19 protein-coding genes are annotated in these 23572 nt (G+C 53.9%); 12 read left to right on the forward strand and 7 right to left on the reverse strand.

Translation table 11 applies throughout. The features are described from left to right. Positions 1-18 precede the first annotated feature (18 nt). The 8 genes from M3223_RS14860 (at position 19) to M3223_RS14895 (ending at position 9031) form a co-directional block, all read left to right on the forward strand. Positions 19-2163 carry a molybdopterin oxidoreductase family protein gene (locus M3223_RS14860; protein WP_251562785.1) on the forward strand — a complete coding sequence of 715 codons (2145 nt, stop codon included), beginning with the start codon at positions 19-21 and terminating at the stop codon, positions 2161-2163. 3 nt (positions 2164-2166) lie between these two features. Next, complete coding sequence (gene mobA / locus M3223_RS14865; RefSeq protein ID WP_251562787.1) at positions 2167-2835, forward strand: molybdenum cofactor guanylyltransferase; 669 nt, start codon at positions 2167-2169, stop codon at positions 2833-2835. Beyond that, entirely contained in the window at positions 2804-3376 is a 573-nt protein-coding gene (mobB, locus tag M3223_RS14870) for a molybdopterin-guanine dinucleotide biosynthesis protein B (RefSeq protein WP_251562789.1), read from the forward strand. The genes mobA and mobB overlap by 32 nt, the downstream gene beginning before the upstream one ends. A gap of 182 nt (positions 3377-3558) precedes the next feature. After that, complete coding sequence (locus tag M3223_RS14875; protein WP_251562790.1) at positions 3559-4287, forward strand: (Fe-S)-binding protein; 729 nt, start codon at positions 3559-3561, stop codon at positions 4285-4287. Further along, on the forward strand, positions 4284-5837 hold the full coding sequence (locus M3223_RS14880; RefSeq protein WP_251562793.1) for a LutB/LldF family L-lactate oxidation iron-sulfur protein: 1554 nt from the start codon (positions 4284-4286) through the stop codon (positions 5835-5837). The genes M3223_RS14875 and M3223_RS14880 overlap by 4 nt, the downstream gene beginning before the upstream one ends. Beyond that, a complete protein-coding gene (locus M3223_RS14885) occupies positions 5824-6786 on the forward strand; it encodes a LutC/YkgG family protein (protein WP_251562795.1) in 963 nt (320 codons plus the stop codon). Before M3223_RS14880 ends, M3223_RS14885 begins: the two co-directional genes overlap by 14 nt. A 26-nt stretch (positions 6787-6812) precedes the next feature. Further along, complete coding sequence (locus M3223_RS14890; RefSeq protein WP_251562797.1) at positions 6813-7526, forward strand: FadR/GntR family transcriptional regulator; 714 nt, start codon at positions 6813-6815, stop codon at positions 7524-7526. A 521-nt stretch (positions 7527-8047) separates the two neighbouring features. Next, complete coding sequence (locus M3223_RS14895; RefSeq protein WP_251562799.1) at positions 8048-9031, forward strand: Gfo/Idh/MocA family protein; 984 nt, start codon at positions 8048-8050, stop codon at positions 9029-9031. Positions 9032-9158: 127 nt separating this feature from the next. Here the strand turns inward: M3223_RS14895 and M3223_RS14900 are convergent, their stop codons facing one another. Then, positions 9159-9605, reverse strand: coding sequence for a hypothetical protein (locus tag M3223_RS14900; protein WP_251562801.1), 447 nt, complete (start codon positions 9603-9605; stop codon positions 9159-9161). Between the two features lie 268 nt (positions 9606-9873). On the opposite strand from M3223_RS14900, the gene M3223_RS14905 reads away from it, so the two are divergent. Next, positions 9874-11391 (forward strand): DUF4832 domain-containing protein, encoded by a 1518-nt coding sequence (locus tag M3223_RS14905; RefSeq protein WP_251562803.1) that lies wholly within the window; start codon positions 9874-9876, stop codon positions 11389-11391. An 84-nt stretch (positions 11392-11475) separates the two neighbouring features. Here the strand turns inward: M3223_RS14905 and M3223_RS14910 are convergent, their stop codons facing one another. Continuing rightward, complete coding sequence (locus tag M3223_RS14910; protein ID WP_251562805.1) at positions 11476-12420, reverse strand: catalase; 945 nt, start codon at positions 12418-12420, stop codon at positions 11476-11478. A gap of 91 nt (positions 12421-12511) precedes the next feature. Here M3223_RS14910 and M3223_RS14915 point away from each other — a divergent pair, with 91 nt between their 5' ends. Continuing rightward, positions 12512-12712, forward strand: a complete 201-nt coding sequence (locus M3223_RS14915; RefSeq protein ID WP_251562807.1) for a hypothetical protein — start codon at positions 12512-12514, stop codon at positions 12710-12712. Positions 12713-12754: 42 nt separating this feature from the next. Here M3223_RS14915 and M3223_RS14920 read toward each other — a convergent pair whose 3' ends face one another. Both M3223_RS14920 and acnA read right to left on the reverse strand, forming a co-directional pair. After that, entirely contained in the window at positions 12755-14344 is a 1590-nt protein-coding gene (locus M3223_RS14920; protein ID WP_251562809.1) for a M4 family metallopeptidase, read from the reverse strand. Between the two features lie 555 nt (positions 14345-14899). Continuing rightward, a complete protein-coding gene (acnA, locus tag M3223_RS14925; RefSeq protein ID WP_251562811.1) occupies positions 14900-17614 on the reverse strand; it encodes an aconitate hydratase AcnA in 2715 nt (904 codons plus the stop codon). 366 nt (positions 17615-17980) lie between these two features. Between acnA and M3223_RS14930 the strand changes: the two genes are divergently transcribed. Next, positions 17981-19189, forward strand: a complete 1209-nt coding sequence (locus M3223_RS14930; protein WP_251562813.1) for an AI-2E family transporter — start codon at positions 17981-17983, stop codon at positions 19187-19189. 89 nt (positions 19190-19278) lie between these two features. Here M3223_RS14930 and M3223_RS14935 read toward each other — a convergent pair whose 3' ends face one another. Continuing rightward, positions 19279-19629, reverse strand: coding sequence for a hypothetical protein (locus M3223_RS14935; protein ID WP_251562816.1), 351 nt, complete (start codon positions 19627-19629; stop codon positions 19279-19281). A gap of 256 nt (positions 19630-19885) precedes the next feature. On the opposite strand from M3223_RS14935, the gene M3223_RS14940 reads away from it, so the two are divergent. Next, positions 19886-21547, forward strand: a complete 1662-nt coding sequence (locus tag M3223_RS14940; RefSeq protein WP_251562818.1) for an ATP-binding protein — start codon at positions 19886-19888, stop codon at positions 21545-21547. A gap of 75 nt (positions 21548-21622) precedes the next feature. Here the strand turns inward: M3223_RS14940 and M3223_RS14945 are convergent, their stop codons facing one another. Next, entirely contained in the window at positions 21623-22474 is an 852-nt protein-coding gene (locus M3223_RS14945) for a sugar phosphate isomerase/epimerase family protein (protein WP_251562820.1), read from the reverse strand. Next, on the reverse strand, positions 22471-23529 hold the full coding sequence (locus tag M3223_RS14950; protein WP_251562822.1) for a Gfo/Idh/MocA family protein: 1059 nt from the start codon (positions 23527-23529) through the stop codon (positions 22471-22473). The genes M3223_RS14945 and M3223_RS14950 overlap by 4 nt, the downstream gene beginning before the upstream one ends. Positions 23530-23572 lie beyond the last annotated feature (43 nt).

Consider the following 23572-nt stretch of genomic DNA (forward strand, 5'->3'; position numbering starts at 1 on the left):
GGGATAGGAGGGGCTATGATGAGTGTCAAAACGTTAGAAACGGAATTAAAGACATTGCATACTCAGTGTCCTTATTGCAGCGTGCAGTGCAAGCTGGCTCTAACCCCGGAGCCGCAACAAGCTGGCAGTGAACGGGCTTCCGATTCGATTTTTATGAAATCGGAAGGACTGCCAAACGAGGCTTCGCAAGGCCGTGCCTGCGTAAAAGGCTTGAATGCTTATCAGCATGCCGTTAACGGCCAACGGCTGCTTGAGCCGCTGATCCGCAGGGGAGGAACGCTTGAGCCTTGCAGCTGGGAAGAGGCTCTGGAGGCAATAACGGATGGTTGGAAAAAGCTCATGCTTACGGACGGCCCGGACTCCATCGGATTTTACGGAGGCGGCTCGCTGACCAACGAAACGGCCTATTGGCTCGGCAAATTTGCCCGGATAGCCGTCGGCACCCGGTTAATCGACTACAACGGGCGCTTCTGCATGTCCGCTGCCGCTTCGGCTGGCGTCCGCAGCTTCGGCCTTGACCGCGGTCTTACGTTTCGCCTCTCCGATATTCCAAAGGCAAAGTGCATCATTTTGGCCGGAACAAATGTGGCGGAGTGCCAGCCGACCCTAATGCCTTACTTTAATGAAGCAAAAGCACGAGGCGCATGCATAATCGTGCTGGATCCGCGCCGTACCAAAACAGCCGAGCTGGCCGATATCCACCTGCAGCTGAAGCCGGGCGAGGATGCAAGGCTGGCGGCGCTGATGCTGCGTCTGATTTTGGACGAAGGGCTGGAAAACCGGGGATTTATCGAGGCGCGTACAGAGGGCTTCGAGGAGGCGGTGCGGCAGCTTGAAGGAATCGACACAGCCTTTGCCGCTGAAAAATGCGGAGTGAAGCTGGAGGACGTGCGGCTGGCGGCTGCCGCTTACGCTGGAGCGGAGACGGCGATTTTGTGCACAGCCCGGGGCGTGGAGCAGCAGACCGACGGACACGAAGCGGTGCGGCAGTTCATTAATCTTGTGCTGGCAACAGGACACATCGGCCGCGAGGGCTGCGGTTACGGCGCGATTACAGGCCAAGGCAACGGACAGGGCGGCAGGGAGCACGGACAGAAAGCGGATCAGCTGCCCGGCTACCGGTCCATTGAAAATCCGGCCCACCGCGAATATATTGCCGGAATCTGGGGCGTCGATCCCAGCGATATTCCGGGCAAAGGTGTATCCGCCTTTGAAATGATGGAGCTTGTCCATGACGGAACCATTCAATCGCTGTTTGTCATGGGCTCCAATCCTGTCGTATCCAACCCTCACGCGGGCTTCGTCGAGGAGGGGCTGCGCGGGCTGAATCAGCTTGTTGTCGCGGATATGTTTATGTCTGAAACGGCGCTGCTGGCGGATGTAGTGCTGCCGGTCACATCGTATCTTGAAAATGAAGGGACGCTGACGAATCTGGAGGGGCGGGTTCTGCTTCGAGAAGCCGCTTTGCCAGCGCCGGGAGAGTGCCGCCACGACTGGGTTATTTTGAACGAATTGGCAGCAAAACTCGGCCGCGGCGAGCATTTTAACTGCGGCAGCTCCGAAGCGATCTTTACTGAGCTGCGGCGGGCGAGCCGGGGCGGGGACGCGGATTATTACGGCATTACGTATGAGCGCATCCGGGGTGAGGGAGGGGTCTATTGGCCCTGCCTGTCCGAAGAAGAGGAAGGCTGCGGCTTAATGTTTACAGACGGCTTTGCCAGGCCGAACGGCCGCGCTCAGTTCGGAGTTCGCTCGGAGGCGGGAACGGGCCCGAGGGACGAACCAGGCTCCGGCTATCCGCTGCTGCTGACGAACGGCCGCGTTCTTCCTCATTATTTGACCGGAGTCCAGACACGGAGAAGCCCCTCGCTTGCCGCGCGCGAGCTGGAAAGCTTTGTGGAAATTCATCCCGCAACGGCGGCCGCGCTTGGCATTGCTGACGGAGAGTGGGTTGCTGTTTCCTCGCGGCAGGGAGAATTCAGCGTCCGCAGCAGGCTTAACGACCGGATTCGCGAGGATACGGTTTTTGCTCCAATGCACTGGGGCGGGAAACAGAACGTCAATCTGGCGACACGCCCAGAGCTGGATCCCGTGTGCCGCATGCCGGGTTTTAAAACGACAGCGGTCCGAATTACGCCGCTCAGGCGGAGAGGAGGCCGGTGAGCAATGACGGGTGATATGGAGCTGGAGGGGGTTATATTGGCGGGCGGTCTTTCCCGGCGGATGGGCGAGGATAAATTCGGATTGACGCTCGGCAGTCGCACGCTGCTGTCGCGTATCGCGCGGCGGATGGGCGCTGTATGCAGCAGGGTGACCGTCGTCGTAGCCGACGAAGTCCAGGCGCGGCGGGTGCGGGCTGCGGCGCCGGAGCTGCCGCCGCCGCTTGTGGAGCGGTATGCCGGCTGCGGACCTTTGGCGGGTGTGCATGCGGCGCTGCTGGCGGCGAAGTCACCTTATGTATGGACGGTCGCCTGCGATATGCCGTTTGTGATTGCGCCTGGTGCGCTTGAGCTCGCGGAAAAGCTGCGGAGCGGCTCCGCCGGCTGCGCTGTGCCGCTTTTGGACGGGCGGCTGCAGCCGCTGCATGGCGTATACCGGCGTGAGGGAGGAGCTGCGGCTGCCGAAATTTTGCTGGCTGCGGGAGAGTACCGTCTGCAAAGGCTGCTCGGGCTGCTGGAGGCGGAGACGGTGGATGCCGGGCACTGGCTGGAGCAAGGATTCGACAAGCCGCTGTTCGCTCTGAACCTGAATACGAGGGAGGAATACATGGTTTGTCTGGAACTCGCGGAGAGGATGGAACAGCATGAAAACGGTGATCCAGCTGGTCGGTTATAAAAATACCGGAAAAACAACGCTGCTTTGCCGGCTTGCCGCGCAGCTTCGATTGACGGGTTTATCCGTAGCCTCCATCAAACATGACGGCCATGAATTCGAAGACGAGAGGCCGGGCTGCGATACGCGGCGTTTTCGGGAGGCTGGCGCTTACTGGTCCGCCGTAAGCTCCTCTTCGCGCACCGTCGTTGTGATGGAGAGCGGCAGCACCTTGGCGGAGCTAATCGGACTAACTCCGCAGGCGGATTTTATTTTGGTCGAAGGATTTAAACGGGAGATTTATCCCAAGCTTCTGCTCGCCCGCTGCGAGGAGGATCTCCAGCTGCTTCCTTCTTTGCATGAAGCGGCTGCAGTTCTGTTGTGGCCGGAGCTGTACGCGAAGCGGCGCGCTCTTGCTTTGCCGGAAGGAATAGCGATTATATTGATTGACGATACGGAGAGTATTTTGGACCTTATAATGAAGCAATACACTGGAAAAGAGCCGGAGCCGATTCACTTATTAAACAATCCCCTGGAGCCAAGCGCCGGATGGAGCGGGATATAGCCGGTTTGTCTCGGTTGAGCCACGCAGAAAAATTGTGGGAAAAGTAAGCCGGTTGCGGAAGCGCCGGTTTTTTCTGCTGCTGCTGAACTTTCTCTGTTCAGTAATGAAATCCTGAAGTATACTGAGTGTACTCATTCTAACTTGTCTGACAACCTGATAAATTATTCTGGAGAGGTGCACTCATGAAAGTTTCCTTGTTCATCACCTGCTTGAGCGATGCGATCTATCCCCGGGTCGGGGAAGCGATGGCCCGCATTTTGGCGCGCCAAGGGATACGGCTTGATTTTCCAAAGGTACAAACCTGCTGCGGCCAGCCGGCTTACAACAGCGGATATTGGGACGAGGCCCGCAAGACGGCGCGTACGATTCTAAGCGCGTTCCGCGACAGCGATTTTGTCGTTTCCCCGTCGGGCTCCTGCACGTACATGATCCATCACTATGAGGAGCTGTTCAAGGAAGAGCCGGAGATGCAGCGCCAGGCGCGGGAGCTGGCCGCCAAAACGTACGAATTTACCCAGTTCCTCGTTCAGGTGCTCGGCGTGACCGATGTTGGAGCGCGTTTTCCTCATAAAGTGACGTACCATCCGTCCTGCCACGGCAGCCGTTTGCTCGGCGTCAAGGAGGAGCCGCTGGAGCTGCTGCGGAGCGTGGACGGACTGGAATTTGTGCCGCTTCCTTTTGCGGAGGACTGCTGCGGTTTTGGGGGCACGTTTGCGGTGAAAATGGCGGATATATCCGGAGCGATGGTGACGGAAAAGACGGATCATATCAAAGAAACCGAAGCCGAAGTGCTCGTCGGTCTTGACATGGCCTGCCTGATGAATATTGCGGGCAATCTACGCCGCCGGGGCGAGCCTGTTCGGGTGATGCATTTGGCTGAGCTGCTTGAGGAAGGAGTGAAGGCCGGATGAGTGTTCCTACGCAGGAAAAGGCGCATAAAGAGCAGCCCGATACCGTTCGCGAGCGGGCGGGACTGGCGCTGAACGACGAGTTTCTCCGCCAGGCGGTGAAGTTTACGACTGAGCGGCTGCGCTCAGGCAAAAAGGATGCTGCGGAGGCGCATGGCAACTGGGACGTCTGGCGGGAGCAGGGACGTCAAATCCGGCTGCATACGATCGCGCATCTGGATTATTATCTGAATCTGTTTGCCGATAACGCCCGCGCGAACGGAGTGCATGTTCATTTTGCCGCCACGGCGGAGGAAGCCGTCTCGCTGTCGCTTGCCATTGCGGAATCGGCGGGAGCGCGCTCGGTCGTAAAGTCCAAGTCGATGGTGACGGAGGAGCTTCATCTCAATCATGCGTTGGAGTCAATCGCCGTAGAAGCGGTGGAGACCGACCTCGGCGAATACATCATCCAGCTGGCTGGCGAGACGCCGTCGCATATTATCATTCCGGCCATCCACAAAAACCGCTACCAGATCGCGGATTTGCTGTCTGCCGAGGCGGGCGAGACGCTCGCGCCGGATACGACGATATTGGCTGGTTTTGTGCGGCGCAAGCTGCGGGAGAAGTTTCTGGAGGCGGACATCGGGATGACCGGCTGCAATTTTGCAATTGCGGAGACCGGCTCTATGGTGTTGTTCGAAAATGAAGGCAACGCACGCATGGTATCCACCGTGCCCAAAACGCAAATCACCCTGATGGGAATGGAGCGGATTATTCCGTCCTGGGAAGATTTAGAGACGATGGCTACGCTTTTGCCGCGCTCGGCGACCGGCCAGCGGCTTACTGTGTACATGTCCGGCATCTCCGGCCCGCGCCGCAGCGCGGATGCGGACGGCCCGGACGAGATGCATATTATCATTCTCGACAACGGCCGCTCCAACCAGCTTGGCGACCCGGAATTCCAGGAGCTGCTGAACTGCATTCGCTGCGGCGCCTGTTTGAATGCTTGTCCGGTTTACCGCCATATCGGCGGCCATGCCTACGGCGGCACTTACAGCGGGCCGATCGGCGCAGTTCTCACTCCTGCTTTGAAAAGCAACGTTGCGGAGTGGGACGATATCGCCAATGCTTCCAGCCTGTGCGGCGCTTGTTACGAGGCTTGCCCGGTCAAAATTCCGCTGCATGACATGCTCGTTTCTCTTCGCCGCCGCAAGGTGGAGGCCGGACGCGGAAATCCGCTGGAGACGGTTGGCATGAAAGGATTCGGAGCGGTCGCCGGCAGCTCAAAGCTGATGGGAGCCGCGATTAAGGCGGGCAGAATCGGTCAGCGGCTCGTCGCCCGGGGCGGCGAGATTAAGGCGCGCATCGGCCCGCTTAAGGGCTGGAATACGTACCGCGTCACGCCTGCATTGCCCAAGCAGACGTTCCGGGAGGGCTGGGGAACGCTGGAGGAAGAGCTGACGGCAGGGCTGAGAGAGATGAACCCTGAGACGAAACGGCGCATGGAGGAAATAGCAAAAAAGGCCCGCGAGGCGGCGCAGCGGAAAGGAGAGAGCGGACATGGCGGACACTAAACGGGAATCGGCCGTAACGGCGGAAGAACGCCGGTTGTGGCTTCAGGAGCTGGAAAAGCAGTCCAAGCAGCGTCAGCAATCGTTCATGGACGGCATCGCGGCTAAGCTCGGACGGCCCCGCCAGCTGGAGAAGCCGCTGCAGCCGTTCCGTGGAGCGCCGGAGCTGTGGCGCAGCTTTGAATGGAGCGAGGCGGAGCGCGCCGAGCGGTTCCGGCAGTATTTTACGGCGGCTGGAGGATATGTGGAGGAGCTGCCGGATTTGGCGGCGGCGCGAGACTTCATTGCGGAGAAAGCAAGTGTGATGAAGGCGAAGCGGGTGCTGCGCCAGGATCAGCCGGAGCTGGATCGGCTCGGCCTGGAAGCGGCGCTGCCGGAGCAGGAGGTGCGCGTCTGGAACCGTGACGGCGAGTCTGCTGCGGACAGCGGCGAGCTGGGTGCAAGCGCTGGGAACGGCACTGCGAACAGCGGAGAGACCGGTGCAAATACTGCGGCTGCGGTCAGCGTCGAGCTGGACGCAGCCGCTGCGGATTGGACAGCGGGCAACGCAGCACCGGGCGTAAGTGCTTCGAATACGGCTGATTGGCCGAACGCTGGCGGTGCAGCATCAAACAGCCGCGAGCGCTGGCTCGCTCATGCAGCGGAGGCTGATTTCGGCGTGGTGCTTGCCGATCATGCCGTTGCCTATACCGGCTCTGTCGTCGTGAAGTCAGCTGCCAATAAGGGACGCAGCGTCAGTCTGCTGCCAACGGCGCTGTTTGTGCTCATTCCGCGCGACCGGCTCAAAACGCGGCTCGGCGAAGTGCTTAAGCCGTTTGATGAGGCGGGACGGGAAGCGCTGCCGGCAGGCATTCATTTTATATCAGGACCGAGCCGCTCGGCGGACATCGAGAACGACCTGACGATCGGGGTGCATGGGCCGGGTATTGTGTACGCTCTGATCATCGGTTAGGATGAAGGGCGAAGGGGGCATATGCCGTGCAGGTCAAACCGCTTAGCAAGCAAAATCATTATGAGGCGATTGCGGAGCAGCTCCGGACGCTGATTGACGAAGGCAGCGTTGCCCCGGGCGATAAGCTGCCCTCGGCCCGGGAGCTGTCCGAGCGCTTTGGCGTCGGCCGCTCCACGATGCGCGAGGCATTAAGTGCGCTTAAGGCGATGGGATATATCGACATCCGTCAAGGCGGCGGCAGCATTGTGCGCCCGCCGGAGGAGCGCATGGCGGCGGGAACGCCTGCGCTGCTCGCCGCTGCTGAGGCCAGCCGCGAGGAGCTGCTGGAGCTGCTAGAGGCGCGCCGCTCGTTGGAGCTGGCGAACGCCCAGCTCGCAGCCCATAAGCGAAGCGATGGGGATATTGCCCGGCTGCGAGAGCTGGCGGAGGGCATGCGGCAGACGCTCGGCGACGATCTGGACGGTGAGCGCTTTGATATGGAATTTCATCTGGCGCTGGCCCATGCCACGCATAACCGGATGATGGTGCAGCTGTACGAGTCGCTCATGGCTCCCATCGAGCGCACCATTCGCGCGGTGCGACGGGCGGAGCTATATGCCAGCCGCGAAGTTGCCGGACAGCTGGCTGATGCTCATGAACTCATTTTGCAGGCGGTGGAGCGCGGTGATGCCGGGTTGGCCGCAGCGGAGATGGGAGCTCATTTGGAGCATGTCGAGCAAATTGTGATGCGCCACCTGTAAAAAAGCTTGTTAAACCTGCCTCTGCGGCGGTTTAACAAGCTTTTTTATTTTGATCGTGAGCGGCTTGGAAAACGGGGCCTGATCGAATCCTGTAAAATTTCTAACGAAACTGAAAGGGCTTATTCGAGGTTTTTCCTCTTTTTTGCTGCGCAACGCAACTGAGACGCCTTATTCGAGCGAAAGAGTAGCTAGAAAGCCCAAAAACGCCAAAATAACGACTGTCAGTTGCGTTAGAAGTTGAAACAGGTGCAAAATACGCTAATAACGCTTGTCAGTTGCGTTAGCGCCGGAGAGCTAAGCCAGAGAGCAAAGCCTGCGGGCTAAATAGAAGCCTAGCAGTTCTACTAATGGCCTATCAACGTCCCTTACTCTGCGTCCCGCTCGCGATAAAGCGCATTTCTTAAATTCTTGACAAAATACGCGTTCAGGCAGGACTTTTCCTCTTTACCGCGAAACAGAATGAAGTCCAAGTAGACACTCGTAGCGGGACATACAGCTGCAACTGGAGAGGGAGGCGCATCATGAGCGATAAAGATCAGGTAATCCGTTGGGGAATTATGGGGCCGGGAGGCATTTCAGACAGCTTTACAAATGATCTCGGCCATGTGCCGGGTGCGGTTGTAACGGCTGTAGCGGGCCGTAACGCGGAGAAAACGAAAGCGTTTGCTGAAAAACATGGCATTCCGCGCACATACGGGAGTGCAGCGGAGCTAGCGGCTGATCCCGAGGTAGATATTGTTTATGTCGGCACGGTGCATCCCGTACACAAGGATAATATGCTCGACGCAATTGCGGGCGGCAAACATGTACTGTGCGAAAAGCCGCTGACAATGGACGCGGACGAGGCGCGCGAGGTGATGGAGGCGGCCGCAGCAAAAGGCGTATTTGTCATGGAGGCCATGTGGACGCGTTTCCTGCCAACCATCGTGCAGGTGCGCAAATGGCTGGACGAAGGCGTCATTGGCGAGGTAAAACTGCTTAAGGCCGAATTCGGTTTTGATTTGGGCTGGAATCCCGAGCATCGACTGCTGGATAAACAGCTAGGCGGGGGCACCCTGCTCGACGTGGGCATTTACCCAATCTCCTTTGCGTCGTTCGTTTTTGGAGATAAACCGGAGCGCATTCACAGCGTGGCGAAAATTGGCGAAACCGGCGTAGACGAGCAGTTCTCCTTACTGTTTGACTATGGAAACGGAAAAGCAGCTTCGCTGCACGGATCGATTCAGCTGAACCTGGATACTGGAGCCTGGATTTACGGGACAAAGGGTAAAATCTATCTCCCGGGATTCCTGTGGTCCAACCGCGTTGAGCTTCATATTCCAGATCAGGAACCGGTTATCGTTACGGACGACCGCAAATTCCACGGATATGTGCATGAGGCTCAAGAGTGCATGACAGCGATCCGCGAAGGCAGAACGGTAAGTCCTGTGATGCCGATTCAAGAAAGCGTAGACATTATGGCTACTTTGGACGCAGTCCGCGCCCAATGGGGTCTGGAGTATTAAAAGTAGGAACATAGATGATTAAATAATACAGCGGCAACTTAAGACTATATGTTCTAGTCTAAGTATGCCGCTGTTTCTTTTTGTGAATGGGACAGCCAATAACTGCTTTATAACGGAATTTCTGGCCTTAAGTTGTTCCAGCCGCAGCAGAGCCGTTAAAAGTTACTGGACCGGATACTACAAATGCTCCTGCTGAAGCGCTGGCAAACAAGGTATAGCGAATTTGCCCTGCCAATACCTCCGCTGCAGTAGGCGAGTCACCCGCAACAACGGCTAATGGGCTGAATGCAGACAAAAAGTTTGTTTCAAAGTCTTCACTAAATATTACGGTGCCGGAACCCAACGTATCCGTCCCATTTTTTTCAACGACAAGCGTAATGATTGCATCGAGTTCTGAATTAGCTACAATCCCCGCCATTCCAGTCAGCGCCACTCGAACATTATTTACGTCTTGAGCGGCTGCAACCTGGAGGCCAATATCTCCAATTAATAGCGGGGTAGCGGCGATGAGTCCGGTACCGCTGCTATCGATCAGATAAGTGGACAAGCGTTGATCCAAAAATTGAATAGCCATCTCTATCACCTCCTATTTGATAAAATAATATATGGAGGTTGTAATAGATTGGTGTTAGGTGATTAACCTTCTCTGACAGGAAACAGAAGCGGAAAACTCGGTCGCCCTCTATTCCATTTAAAAGTTAATTGAAGGGTCAACCTTTTTCTGTAAATTTCTACATGGAGATTTGCCGAATAAGCTATGTTATCGTTAATTTCGGCAAACATAGAATCCGCTGCCGAACATAAGCCAAAAGCGTTTGCTATAAATTCAAAGGGGTCATGTTATGAAAAAGCTTGGAATCAAAATTGCTGCGGCAGCCGCATCAGCGTTAATGCTGACGTCGGTTGTAACAGGAGGAGAGCGTCTCGTACCGCCTGCTGAAGCGCAATCTGGAATCGTTACCGTAAATCCGCAGGAAACCGATGAAGCATTTAAAAATCCGTTCATCGGCTTCCGCCCGTCGCGGTACGTGCATGATACTTCTTTTGTTGATCATGAATACGGGTCCGTGTACAAACAGTATATTAAATACTCGGATCTGGAAACGAATGCTTCTGACACGGTAGAAAAAATCAAACTGTGGAGCAACAATACGTGGGCGGGAATTGAAAAGAAAAACATCAAAGTCATTCCTAGAGTTTTTATCGTTTACCCTGACGTTGGCGAGTACTGGCCGAACGATATTCCGCATGACAAGAGCACGCCAGAGGCGGAAGCGGCCCGCTGGCTGACGCCGCAAGTGAAAGAGCGTCTCGTGAGCTTTATTAAAAAGCTTGGCGAGGCCTGGGATTATGATTCCCGCGTCGCTTATATCGAGCTTGGACTCTGGGGCAACTGGGGCGAGCACCATATCTATCCGGCCGTAATGGCGGACGGCGGAGACCGCATTACGATGGAATTCCAGAAAGCGCTTGGAGATGCGGCGAAGACTGCATTCAAAAACAAAAAAGTGCAGGTTCGCTATCCGGAAACGTTCCAAAATTATAATTACGGCTTTTTCTGGGATTCCTTCGGCCTGCCTGAAGATGCAGAGACCGGCGAAGGCATTATCGCCAAAAACAACTGGAAAACAGCGGTTCATGGCGGCGAAGTAGCCTATAACTGGGGAACGCGGGACAATATCGGCGAAACTCCGGACGACAGCCTGAAAGTGCCAAATAATACGGCTTATCTGAACGATTGGATTCGCAAAACCCATACGTCCAGCCTTGGCTGGATTTCGGAGTACGATCAGAACGATCCGCAGGTTGCAGTCGGTGCGGCCGAGATGCAAAAAACGCTCGGGTACCGTTATGTCATCAACGAAGTGAGCTTCAGTGAGCAGACGGCTCCAGGCGGCAAGCTGGATGTATCGTTTGATGTTACCAATACAGGCTCCGCGCCAATGTATTACAACTGGAAGGTTGAAGCTGCGCTGCTCAGAGCCGATAAATCGGTCGCGTGGAAAGGCAAGTTCCAGAACACGGATATCCGCCAATGGCTTCCGGGAGACAAGTGGAATTCGGCCACCCAAAGCTATGACGTTCAACCGCTCAAAAACCGCGTCACGGGAAGCTTTACGCTGCCGGCGGGACTTAAAGCGGGCACGTATACGCTTGCGCTCTCCATTAACGATATCGCCGGGGATGTGCCTAGTGTGCGTTTTGCAGTCGAAAATTACTATAAAGGCGGACGCACTCCGCTCGGCAAAGTTGGCGTCGGACAAGCGCCTGCGAATCAAAATCTCGGCGCTTTTGATAAGCTGAAAACCGATCAGTCGCTGCATTACAAAATCAGCGCGGATCGGATGCGTCTGAAATAATAGCAATAACCGCAGCGGTCGGTCTGCAGGATTAATTCCAGCAGCTCTGCGGTTTTTTTGTCTCAACTTTTGCGGGTACTCGCGTCAGCATCCTTCCTGCCTCCGCCTATAACTTTCCGCATACGCATCGTGACGAAACAGCAGAATCGGGTCTGGCGTCACCTCAATGCCTTCACCTGTAGCGGTGGGGTCCATTAACAGCCCGTCCGGTTCTTCAATAAGCTGTTGAATCGATAGATGGCCCGCCTCTATCGTTTCCCGCTCGCTAGGCCAGCTCACGCTGCAATCGTCGACAGAATCGCCTTCCTCGCCAAGCGTCAGTTTAAGCGTAAAGCCTGCAGGAGAGGAATTAAGCCGCTCGCGCAGCTCGTCCTCCAGATAATCCTTGGAGCTTACTGCGGCTTTAATCAACGGCATATGCGCCTCCGCATCGGGAACCCACTCATACTTTACCGCTCTTTTTGTACCGCTCTCATCCACAAAGTAAAAAGCATGAACGGAATAGTACGGAATGGAAACAAAGCTGGCGGGAGGTTTTATGTCGTCAAGCAGCGTAAGTGCTTTACCTGCATGCGGAAAAAGATGAAGAAGTCCATTTATCCTTTCCTTAAAGGAATGGCCTTGCTTGGCCAAGTCTCTTGCCGCAATCATCATTTCATGAAAGGATTCCGGCGTCCGGGTAACAAACACCGGAATTGTCGCAGCAACGATAACCGGCTTAACGCCATGCCGGTCCGGCCGTTGAAATTCGACGGCCATGCCTTTGACTGGCGACATCAGGTCGCTGGTGGCCGGGTCAGGTGCGCTGTTGGAGAAGCGGATAACAGCTTCGCAAGGCTCCTGCTGAAGATGCGCCGCAAAGGTCATTCCGATCGTTCGGCCAGATGGGGTAAACACGCCTTTGGCGCAAATGCCGCGGGCATGCGCGCGCCGCTGACCGGGATGTGTGCCGGCAATCTCTTCGATCGTGTTAATAAAACGTACAGGGAGTCTATTGGAAAAAGTTGTTGTTTCTTCCTGGAAGTCCATGGTAAAATCTCCTTTGTTAAAATCCGGTTATGCTTAGTATTAGCACCGGAAGCGCTGCTTCAATCGTCAATCACAGGCAGGGAGGTCGCAAATGCTCATTTATTTTGCTATCGTGGTCGGACTTATATTATTTGTGCTACTTAAACTTCAGTCGGATAGTGTGGCAATGAAAGCCGTGCATCGTGAACAGCTCAAGGTGAGCCGTGAGATACTGAAGCAGCTTGAGGGAATAGGGAATCAACTGCAGCCAGCCAAAAGTGAGACAACGGACATAACGGAGAAACGCGAATAACACAAAATGCCGGGAGCCATTGGCTCGCCGGCATTTATTTTATTATTGCAAGCCTACCGCCTTGAAGGCGTTCGTAACCGAGGTTACATAAGGGGAGCTCGCACCATAGATATCTTTTGTTGCTTGGATGGTGGCGTTTTTAGCCGCAACGAAATTGGATGTAGAAGTCAGATAGTAAGCAAGCGTGTTGTAAAAAATGTTCAGAGCAGCGTCGCGGCCGATGCCTGTAACGGATACGCCGCTTTGCGTTCCGCCTTGCGCCAGCAGATAAAACGCTTTGTTTGTAATCCCGCTGTTGATATGAACGCCGCCGTTATCCTGGGAGCCGACATAACGGTTGGAGTAATGGTCAGGCTGATCGTAAAGAGTCGGGTTGGAGAAGGAGCGCATAGCGTCGCCAGAAATGTTAGGCGTGTATACATCCTCGCCCATCACCCAGTTTTTCGCTTCGACGGAGTTGCCGATAATGTCCGCGTAGGATTCGTTAAGCGCGCCGGACTCGTTGATGTACTGAAGATCCGCCGTATATTGAATGACGCCGTGAGAAAGCTCATGGCCGACTACGTCGGAGTCGCCGGACAGGGATCTGAACACATTGCCGTCTCCATCCCCGTAAATCATCTGCACGCCGTTCCAGCCTGCGTTGTTGTAGTTAAGGCGGTGATGAACGGTCGAACGGATCGCCATTCCGTTGTCATCCATGCTGTCGCGTCCCAGCTTGTTTTTGAAGAAGTCATATACTTTTGCCGAATAGGCATGAGCGTCGACAGCCGCTTTATCCGTCCATTTGTTATCGGCGTCGGTTAACAGCGTTCCTGGGAGCGTACTGCGGTTGTTGCCGGTATAAGTATAGATGCCGCCGCCGCGCGTTTGGTCTACGAGATAGTAGATGCCGCCGGACAGCGTCGTTTCGAAGCTTTTGGTATCGCCAAGCACGCCGGTTCCTGTGCCTGTTGCATGGTTCATCATTTCGTATTGGAGCACAATGCTGCCGTCGTTAGCGTCGATGAGATAACGTGTGCGCATCGGCTCAGGCTCAAGCACGTTGACTTCTGTTTCATATACAAGGCGGTAGGAAGCCCCTTCAGGATATACAAACAGCTTCGCAGACGGCTCAATCTGAGGCTCGCCAAGCTCGCCGACACGGGTGGTAGCTTCATCCGCTGCAATAGCGATCGCATCTTCCGCTGTAAGAGAAGGAGCTTCGGCAGCCGCAGCAGCCAGCGCTTTATTATTTTGAGTCGGCACAACAGCGCCGAGGAAAGAAGTTACTTTACCGGATTTATCCAAATGAATCGTCTGGTCTCCGCCGTATACCGGGATTCCATTTACAAATTGCTGCATGCGGAAATGTTCCATGCCGGTGGCTGAGTTAGACTCTTTATCTTTGATTCGAATGGAATTTCCAAGATCCGTTACGGAAATGCCCAGTTTAGCCTGTTGCCCTCTCAAAAATGCCCATACTTTTTCCTCCGAGGTTCCCGGAGCGATTTTGGAATCGGTCGCCTCAATGAATTGCGGGGTAAGCTGACCGTCCGTTACGACGCTCATCGTTGGTCCTTCCGCATGGATTTGAGCTGCAGAGGATAACAGGAGAACGCCGCCAAGAAGAGTAGGAACCATTTTTTTCATTACACAAATTCACTCCTGACAAGTTTTTTTGTAATACTAAAAAAAGATGAAAAAGTGATGAAAAAGTGATGAAACAAACTACATTCATCCCACCTTGCATAAATATTCGCAACCATTAATTGTGAACATTTTGTTAATTGTTGATTAAGGTTGCGAAAATGACTATACCATGACGTAAAGTTTTTGGTAAATAAGAGAAAATGGTAATTTTAATAATTGATTCTCTGGTATGGATACGGTTTAGATCACTTTTTTGGTACCCGTGCTTGGAGTCCCGTGAAAAGCTGACATATCTGGTTCCTTCGGAAGGGAGGAGGGAGATTCTCTTTGACCCATTGAAGCGCTAAATCTAATACTTCGGTTCCTTGAATCAGGCTTGAATGTCGAATTATGTCGTTGGAAAGAGAGGGCTATGTAAGAAAAAAATGTGCGGAAATTCCGAAATGAAGTGTGATAAGAGTCAATTTTCAGACTAGTGGAGGGCCGAAATGAGGCCGAAAATATAAAAAAACGCCGGGAGCCTAAGGGCTCTCCGGCGTTTCTTGTGCATAAATATTATTTTTGCTCGTTCAGCATTTGACGCAGAACGGTTTGCAGAATGCCGCCATTGCGGTAGTAGTCTACCTCAACAAGGGAATCCAGACGTACCGTAACCTGGAACTGGAAGGAGCTTCCGTCTTCGCGGGTAGCGGTAACGGTTACGCTGTCGCCAGGCTTCACATCATTGTTCAGGCCTTCGATATCAAACGTTTCGCGGCCCGTAATGCCAAGCGTTTTCCAGCCTTGGCCTTCCTGGAAGCAAAGCGGCAGTACGCCCATGCCGACCAGGTTGGCGCGGTGAATCCGCTCGAAGCTTTCGGTAATAACAGCTTTGACGCCGAGCAGGAACGTACCTTTAGCCGCCCAGTCGCGGGAGCTGCCGGTGCCGTACTCTTTACCGCCGATTACGATCAGGTTCGTTTTGTCGGCTTGGTATTTCATCGAGCCTTCGTAAACGGACATGACTTCATCCGTAGGCAGGTAAGTCGTGAAGCTGCCTTCCGTTCCCGGAGCAACCTGGTTGCGGATACGGATGTTGGCGAACGTACCGCGAACCATAACCTCGTGGTGACCGCGGCGGGAGCCGTAGGAGTTGAAGTCCTTCTTCTCGACGCCGTGCTCGATCAGGTATTTGCCGCCCGGGTAGTCGGCACGGATGCTGCCTGCTGGAGAGATATGGTCCGTCGTAACGGAATCGCCCATAAGCAGGAGCGTTTTGGCATGTTTGATATCCGCTACATCGCGGATGCCGTCAGCCAGGTTATCGAAGAACGGCGGATTAGCGATGTACGTGGAATCTTCATCCCACTCGTACAGCTCGCCTTCCGGTACCGGAATTTGGTTCCAGCGTTCATTATGCGTGTAGACGTTGTCGTACTTGTCGCGGAACATTTGCGGCGTAATCGCGGCGCTTGCGGCATTGGCAATTTCCTCGGAGGAAGGCCAAATATCACGCAGGAATACCGGCTCGCCTTGCTGATCGTGACCGATCGGCTCGTTTGCGAAGTCGATGTTGACCGTGCCGGCCAGAGCGTAAGCGACGACCAGCGGTGGAGAAGCCAGGTAGTTCGCTTTGATCTGAGCATGGATACGGCCTTCAAAGTTCCGGTTGCCGGACAGTACGGCAGCAACCGTCATGTCATTATCGGCAATCGCTTGGCTGGTTTCGTCCGGCAGCGGGCCGGAGTTACCGATACAAGTTGCACAGCCGTAGCCGGCAACGTGGAATCCAAGCTGCTCCAAGTAAGGCAGGAGGCCGGCTTTCACGAGATAGTCGGTTACGACGAGCGATCCCGGAGTAAGGGAGCTTTTCACGTATTCCGGCTTAACGAGGCCTTTTTCTACTGCTTTTTTGGCAACGAGACCGGCGCCAAGCATAACGCTCGGGTTCGAGGTGTTCGTGCAGCTTGTAATAGCTGCAAGCACAACTGCGCCTGTACCCATGCGGCTTACTTTGCCGTTGTTGTGTTTTACTTCAACAACTTCTTCGATTTTGGCGTCGGAAAGTCCGTAACCGCCCTTGTCGACTGGAGTGCGGACAGTGCTGTTCCAAGCTTCCTTCATCTGGGTCAGCTCGATACGGTCCTGAGGACGTTTCGGGCCAGCCAGGGAAGGTACGATTGTGGACAAATCCAGCTCGATCACATCGGTGAACTTAGGATCCGGCGTATCGTCCGTACGGAACATGCCTTGTTCTTTGTAGTAAGCTTCAACCAGTTCGATCTGCTCTTCCGTACGGCCTGTTTGCCGCAGGAAGTTCAGCGTAATGGCATCTACCGGGAAGAAGCCGACCGTTGCGCCGTATTCCGGAGCCATGTTGGCAACCGTAGCACGGTCAGGCAAGCTGATGTTGGAAAGGCCAGGTCCGAAGAACTCGACGAATTTGCCGACTACGCCGCGTTTACGGAGAATTTCCGTAACCGTCAGAGCAAGGTCGGTCGCTGTTGCGCCTTCCGCGAGCATGCCTGTCAGCTTAAAGCCGATAACCTCAGGAGCGACAAAGTAGAGCGGCTGGCCGAGCATGCCGGCTTCCGCCTCGATGCCGCCAACGCCCCAGCCTACAACGCCGAGACCGTTGATCATCGTCGTATGGGAGTCCGTACCAACGAGGGAATCCGGGAATACAACCGTTTCGCCGTCGATGACTTTAGTAGCCGCTACGGATGCAAGGTACTCCAGGTTAACCTGGTGGACGATACCGGTATCCGGCGGTACAGCGCGGAAGTTGTCAAACGCTGTTTGCGCCCAGCGGAAAAACTTGTAACGCTCGGCGTTACGTTCGAATTCAATGCGCTGATTGATTTCGAGAGCGTCAGGCGAACCGTAGGCGTCAACCATGACGGAGTGGTCGATAACGAGGTCGACCGGTACGAGCGGATTGATCTGTTTTGGATCTCCGCCGGCTTTTTTGACCGTTTCGCGCATGGCGGCAAGGTCAACAACAACCGGGACGCCGGTCAAGTCCTGCAGGACGATACGTGCAGGAATGAACGGAATTTCTTTGTCTTCGCGTTTCTCTGCCCAGTTCATGAGCTGTTGAACGTGTTCGGAGGTAATGCCGCGGCCATCGAACTGGCGAATGGCGCCTTCAAGAAGGACTTTAATGGAGACTGGCAGCTTGGCGATGGATCCGTGTCCTTTTTCTTCAAGACCTTGAAGGCGGTAATACGTGTAGGACTTGCCGCCAACTTCAAGCGTAGAACGGACGGAATACTGGTTCTGCAATGGCATCTGGCTTGCTCCCCTCAGACGGATTTGCAATTGTTGAAACGAAAGTAGGCTGCGGGAGCGGTGGGAGACTCCGGGCAGGGCATGGAACAGAATTCTCACGGCGAGCATGCAAAAACGCCGGGAAACCATTAATCCGGCATTGGCTGCAAAATTGGTTTCTGTTTCATACAGTAAAACTTCATTTCAAAACCGCTTTAAACTTATTATAAACGGAACCATATGGTTCGTAAAGGGATGAAGGCTTGAATCCCCAAGGCATTTCGGACGTATAAGCTAGGATATCCATTGCGTAGTATTTGCAGTTAGGCCGTTGGATGATTATGATTTGGGAAACAGTAATTTTTGGAGCTATCGGGGGGAAAAAACGTGGATTCAACTCAGCAGGAACGCCAGGAGGCTGCTCGCCTGAACCGGTTCCGCAAATTTTTTATTAACAACCAGTTTGTTCTGTTTCTGCTCGTATTGCTGCTGATTGCCGTTAATATCTACTTATTTTCACAAATTAAGTTTGTATTTGCGCCGCTGCTTGTCCTGGCGAAAACCGTACTGCTGCCGCTGCTGCTGGCTGGCGTCGCTTATTACCTGCTGAACCCGCTTGTGAACTGGATGGAACAGCGCGGAATGAAGCGGGGATGGATCATCGCAGCGCTTTATATCATTATTATCGGCCTTTTGACGCTGCTTATAACCATCGTTGTTCCGGTTATTCGCGTACAGATCGAAGGATTGATCCAAAACTTTCCTATGTATGTGAAATACGTGCAGGACACGGTTACGGAATATCTCGGAAGCGATATCGCCACGGATTTCCAGCAGTTTTTCAACTTTGACCTTCAAAAGATTATGAATGAGCTTTCGCAGCGGGCCGGGACAATTGTCCAGTCTACACTGACCAATATTGGCGGCTTCATCGGTACAGTGACGGAATTTGTGCTGGCGCTCGTCACGCTGCCTTTTATTCTGTTTTACATGCTGCGCGACGGCAAAAAGCTGCCGGAATTCATTTTAAAGGTGCTTCCAACCGGAATTCGTCCCGAAACCCGGCGTGTACTGAGTGAATCCAATGATCAGATTAGCTCCTACATCCGCGGTCAGATCATCGTTAGCCTTTGCATTGGATTACTATTGTATGTCGGATATTTGGTTATCGGTCTTCAATATTCGCTTGTACTGGCGCTTGTTGCTTCTTGCACCGCCATTGTGCCTTATATCGGTCCTGCTATCGCAATTACGCCGGCGCTTGTCGTCGCAGCGTTCACCTCACCGGTCATGCTGCTCAAAATGATTGCCGTTTGGACCATCGTGCAGCTGATTGAAGGAAAATTTATCTCGCCTCAAATCATGGGCAAAACGCTCAGCATTCACCCTATTACCATTATTTTTGTCATTTTGACCTCTGGCAAACTGTTCGGCGTGTTAGGCGTTATTCTCGCTGTTCCCGGATATGCTGTCCTGAAAGTATTTGTAACGCATCTATTCCGCTGGTTCATGGTTAACTCCAAACTTTACGGACCAGAGCCGGAATATAAAATACTTAAATCAAGCCGCCCCGATTCCGAGCATCCGCTGCCTTAACCGGAGCGGTGAAACGAACAAGGAGCTCCAGCTGTCACAAATGTGACGGCGGGAGCTCCTTGTTCGTCGGTTGAGGCGATTGCGGTCGGTTATTGAGCGGAATGGCTTTGAGCCCGGCTCAAATGGCTGCGCAACAAATAGGCCTTCCAGCGTGAAAGATGCACGCGTTTGGCTTCCGGACCTTTGCTGCCGAAAAAGACGGTGCTGTCTTCAACGGAGCTGATCAGTGCGGTGTTGATGTAGCAGACAGAGTTTACGGGATAGAACGACTCAATCCCGCGCAATCGGTTAATCTGTTCGGCAGACAGTTTCTTTTTTATATTGTAGTTGCTGCCGTGAAAGCTGACCAGACCCAGGGAACCGAGCTTATAGTACAGAATGTCCGTTTCAACATCAAAGTCCTCGTACACGTTGCGGTCCTTTAATGGCACGTTAACCATTCCGTCTCCCCCTTGAACATATTAAAATAACAATTGATAACGCTTACATATCATAGCATACCGAAACGGTTTTGGAAAGAGTGCAGTGCTTGTTTACCATAACACGATAAAAAATGACCAATCATATCCTTCAGCATGGAACATGGCCGTTAAGGATGCTTCACAGCTGTCTGAGCCTCAAGTCATATCAAAGCCCAGTGCCCTCTGTTATAATGAAGATATTCAATTAACGTCGTAAAAGAAAACGGGTGGAAAAATGAATCGAGAGCAATTGATCTTCAGCTCTTTTGATGAAGCTGCTGATCATATTCTGGATGTGTTAAGCCGGGTCCTGCATCTCGACACCTTGTTTATCGCGACCAATGACGGCCGGACCAATCGAATCATTAAAGCTCATAACCGGAGCCGGCAGCTCGTTCGGGAAGGAACGAGTCTGCCATTTAAACAAGCCTATTGCAGTCTTGTGCCGAACTCGGCAAGAGGCACGGCTGTAATTCCGAGCACGCGGCGCCATCCCGCCGCAGCCGAGATGGCGGTAACGAAAGCGCTTGGCGACAGCTCTTTTCTCGGCGTGCCGATTCACCGCTCGGACGGCACACTGTATGGCACGTTATGCGCAATGGACAAGCCGGACTATCCGTTTAGCGATTGGGAGATTCGCACGCTGCACTCCATGGCGATGTTCCTAGCGTACGTCGTTGAGCTTGAAGCCGAGAACGTCCGGCAGCAGAAGCGCAGCGAGCTGCTGGCTTGGCACAAGCAGGAGACGGAGAGACAGCTGCAGCAGCTCAAGCAGCGGCAGCTGTCCGATCAGGCGAAGCTGGACCGCAGCTCCGATTTGCTTGCCATGCTGAGCCATGAGGTGCGCAACTCGCTCAACGGAACCGTTGGCATGACTGAGCTGATGCAGCAGTCGCCAATGACGGAGGAGCAGCAGCTCTACATCCGTTTTATGGAGGAGAGCAACAAAAATTTGCTGCAGCTGCTCGACAATATGCTGGATTACAGCAAGCTGGATGAGGGCGAAATGATGCTCGAAGTCCATCCGATGGATCTGTTGTCGACAATGGAGGACAGCCTGCTGCTTTACGCTTCTCAGGCACAGCTGAAAAATCTGGAGCTGCTGCTCGATCTGGATCAAGAGCTTCCTCTGCTGTATGGCGATGCGGGGAAAATCAGGCAGATTGTGCTGAATTTGCTCAGCAATGCGATTAAATTTACAGATCAGGGCAGTGTTATGGTTCGGGTAAGAAGCGAGCCTGCGTCAGACAGACACGGCTCCTTGAAGGTGCTGATTACGGTCTCTGACACCGGAATCGGAATGGCGGATGTGGAAAAGGATATGCTTTTTCGCAAATACAGCCGGCCTCACGAAGACCGTCGCAAGCAAGACCCGGGCTCCGGGCTTGGTTTGTATATTTCGCGGATGCTTGCGGAGCTGATGAACGGCAGCCTGGAAGCTTCAAGCGAAAGCGGGAAAGGGAGTTGTTTCTTTCTCCAGCTGCAGCTGAGGGCCGAGCCAACTCCCCTTGTGCAGCTCAATCACGAGCCTGTCTCCGGCAGAAGAGTACTGCTTCTCGGCGAGAGTGAAGAACAGACAAACATTCTCAGCCGCTTAATGAGCAGCTGGGGCGTCCAGGTGACTTCAAATCTCAGTCCCGCTGAATCTCTTCAACAGCTTCAGCGCGAGCCGGCTTTTGATGTCCTAATTGTTGATCATAGCTTCGCTGAATCGGGCGCGTTTCTGGCTCTTTTGTCGGAAGCGGAGCTTTGCAGTTTACCGCTTATCGTCATAACGCCGCTTGGCGTTAAGTTGGTCCCGAAGCTGCATGAACAGGCAATAGGTTTGCTCGTCAAGCCTGTTCGCCGATTTTACCTTATGCATACGTTGACTGCTGCTCTGAAAAGAGAGGATTAATAGTTGTGATAAAAAAGGCTGCATTTGCAGCGCCTTTTTCCGGCGCCGCGAATGCAGCCTTTTTATAGGTTGAAGCTAACTTTCTTCCCAGAAGCGCCGGACATTCGCCATGCCGACGCGGGAGCCGAACCGACAGTCCTCATGACCTTCGAATTCAACGGAAATGTATCCGTCGTAACCGGAAGCTTTAATCGTGCGGATTACTTCCGGCATATCGATATCGCCTTGGCCGACGACGGCTCCGCGCAGGAAGTTGCCGGAGGCGGTCGTAAACCAGCCCTCGCCCGGATTCCGGTAGGAAGGACGAAGATAAAAGTCCTTCACATGCACGACCGAGGCGATCGGCAAATTTTTGCGGACAGCTGCAACGGAGTTTTCGTCCGCGCACATAAAGTTGCCGACGTCCAGCGTCGTCCTGAAGTTCGCGCGGTCGACAGCGGCGACGAGCGCCTGTACCCGGTCGCTAGCTTGAATGAAGTAGCCGTGATTTTCAACGCTCGTTGTAATGCCGAAGCCGGCGGCATAATCGGCGATTTCACGGCATGCAGCGGCGAGCCGGTCGAGCGAACGATTGAAGTTCTGGATGGACAGATCGGAGTCGCTGGCGACATCGTGGCGCATGAACCGGATGCCGAGCGCATGAGCGACATCCACCTGTTTTTTCACGCGTTCAATCTCGGCCTGGTAGTCCTCGTCCGTCAGGCCTTGAAAATTCGCGCCGATGGCGTAGTTGGACAGTTCAATGCCGCGCGAAGCGGCTTTGTCGACAATCGCTCCGATAAGCTCCGGGGTCAGCTCAAAGCCGATCGGGACGATTTCCACATGCTCGCCGCCGTTGTCAGCTGTAAAATCGATGGCGTCGAGCACGGTCATTTCACCCTTGTGGATTGCACCGGACAGGCTGTACGTACTCAGGCCGATTTTCATGAAAAGGTCACCTCGGCACCTTTAGCTGCGGATTCGTAAATCGCGCACAAAATTTTCATCACCTCAACGCCGTCTTCGACCGGGCTGATTGGCTGTTTGTCGTTCACGATACAGTCGACAAAATGGTCGATCTCGCTTTGGAAGGCGCGGCCGATCTGCAGCCCGGAGCTGTCCGTTTGCGGGGAGATGTTCATAATGGTATCGTGTTTCTCGGTTACCATAACGACAGCCGGATCGATTTCGAAACCGCCTTTTGTACCGAACAGCTTGACGATGCCCTCGTCCTTGACGGAATGTAGCGAGAAGCTCACGTCAACGAGCAGGGAGGCTCCGTTCTCGAAACGGATGAGGGCGTTAGCCATATCCTCAACGTCGTTTTGCTCTGCATTGTAGTCAGCCGCCATGTAGCGGGTCAAATGTTTGACGTTGGCGCGGTTGCCGAGATGTTTATATTCGTTGGCGCTCACGGATTTGACCTTCGGACGGCCCATCAGATACCAGCACAGATCGATGACGTGAACGCCGATGTCGATGACTGGGCCGCCGCCAGAGCGGGATTTGTCGGAGAACCAGCCGCCTGGATTGCCCATACGGCGGATATAGGACGCTTTAGCAAAGTAGAGATCGCCGAATTCGCCCTCTTCAACGAAGGAGTTGAGCATCATAGCGTTCGGGTCATAACGGCGCACATAACCGACCATCAGCTTTTTGCCTGTTTTGCGGACCGTTTCCTGAATTTGGAGAGCCTCTTCAACGGTGCGGCAGAGCGGCTTTTCGACAAGCACATGTTTACCGGCTTCAAGCGCTGCGATGCTGATCTCGGCATGGGTATTGTTCCATGTGCAGATACTAACCGCATCGACATCCGGGTCGGCAAGCAGCTCATTATAATCCGTAAACACTTTGGAGGCTCCAAATTTCGCTGCAACCGCTTCCGCGCGTTCGCGGTTTAAATCGCAAATGGCGTATACCTCGCTGCTTTTGTTGGCGGCATAAGAGCTTAAATGAAATTCCGAAATCGATCCCGTTCCGATGACTCCGATTCGAATACTCATGCTTGCTTCACTCCCTATTGACTTGGTAACCTTGAAATATAAG

The organism is Paenibacillus pasadenensis, from assembly GCF_023715725.1.
Lineage (GTDB): Bacteria > Bacillota > Bacilli > Paenibacillales > Paenibacillaceae > Paenibacillus_O > Paenibacillus_O pasadenensis_A.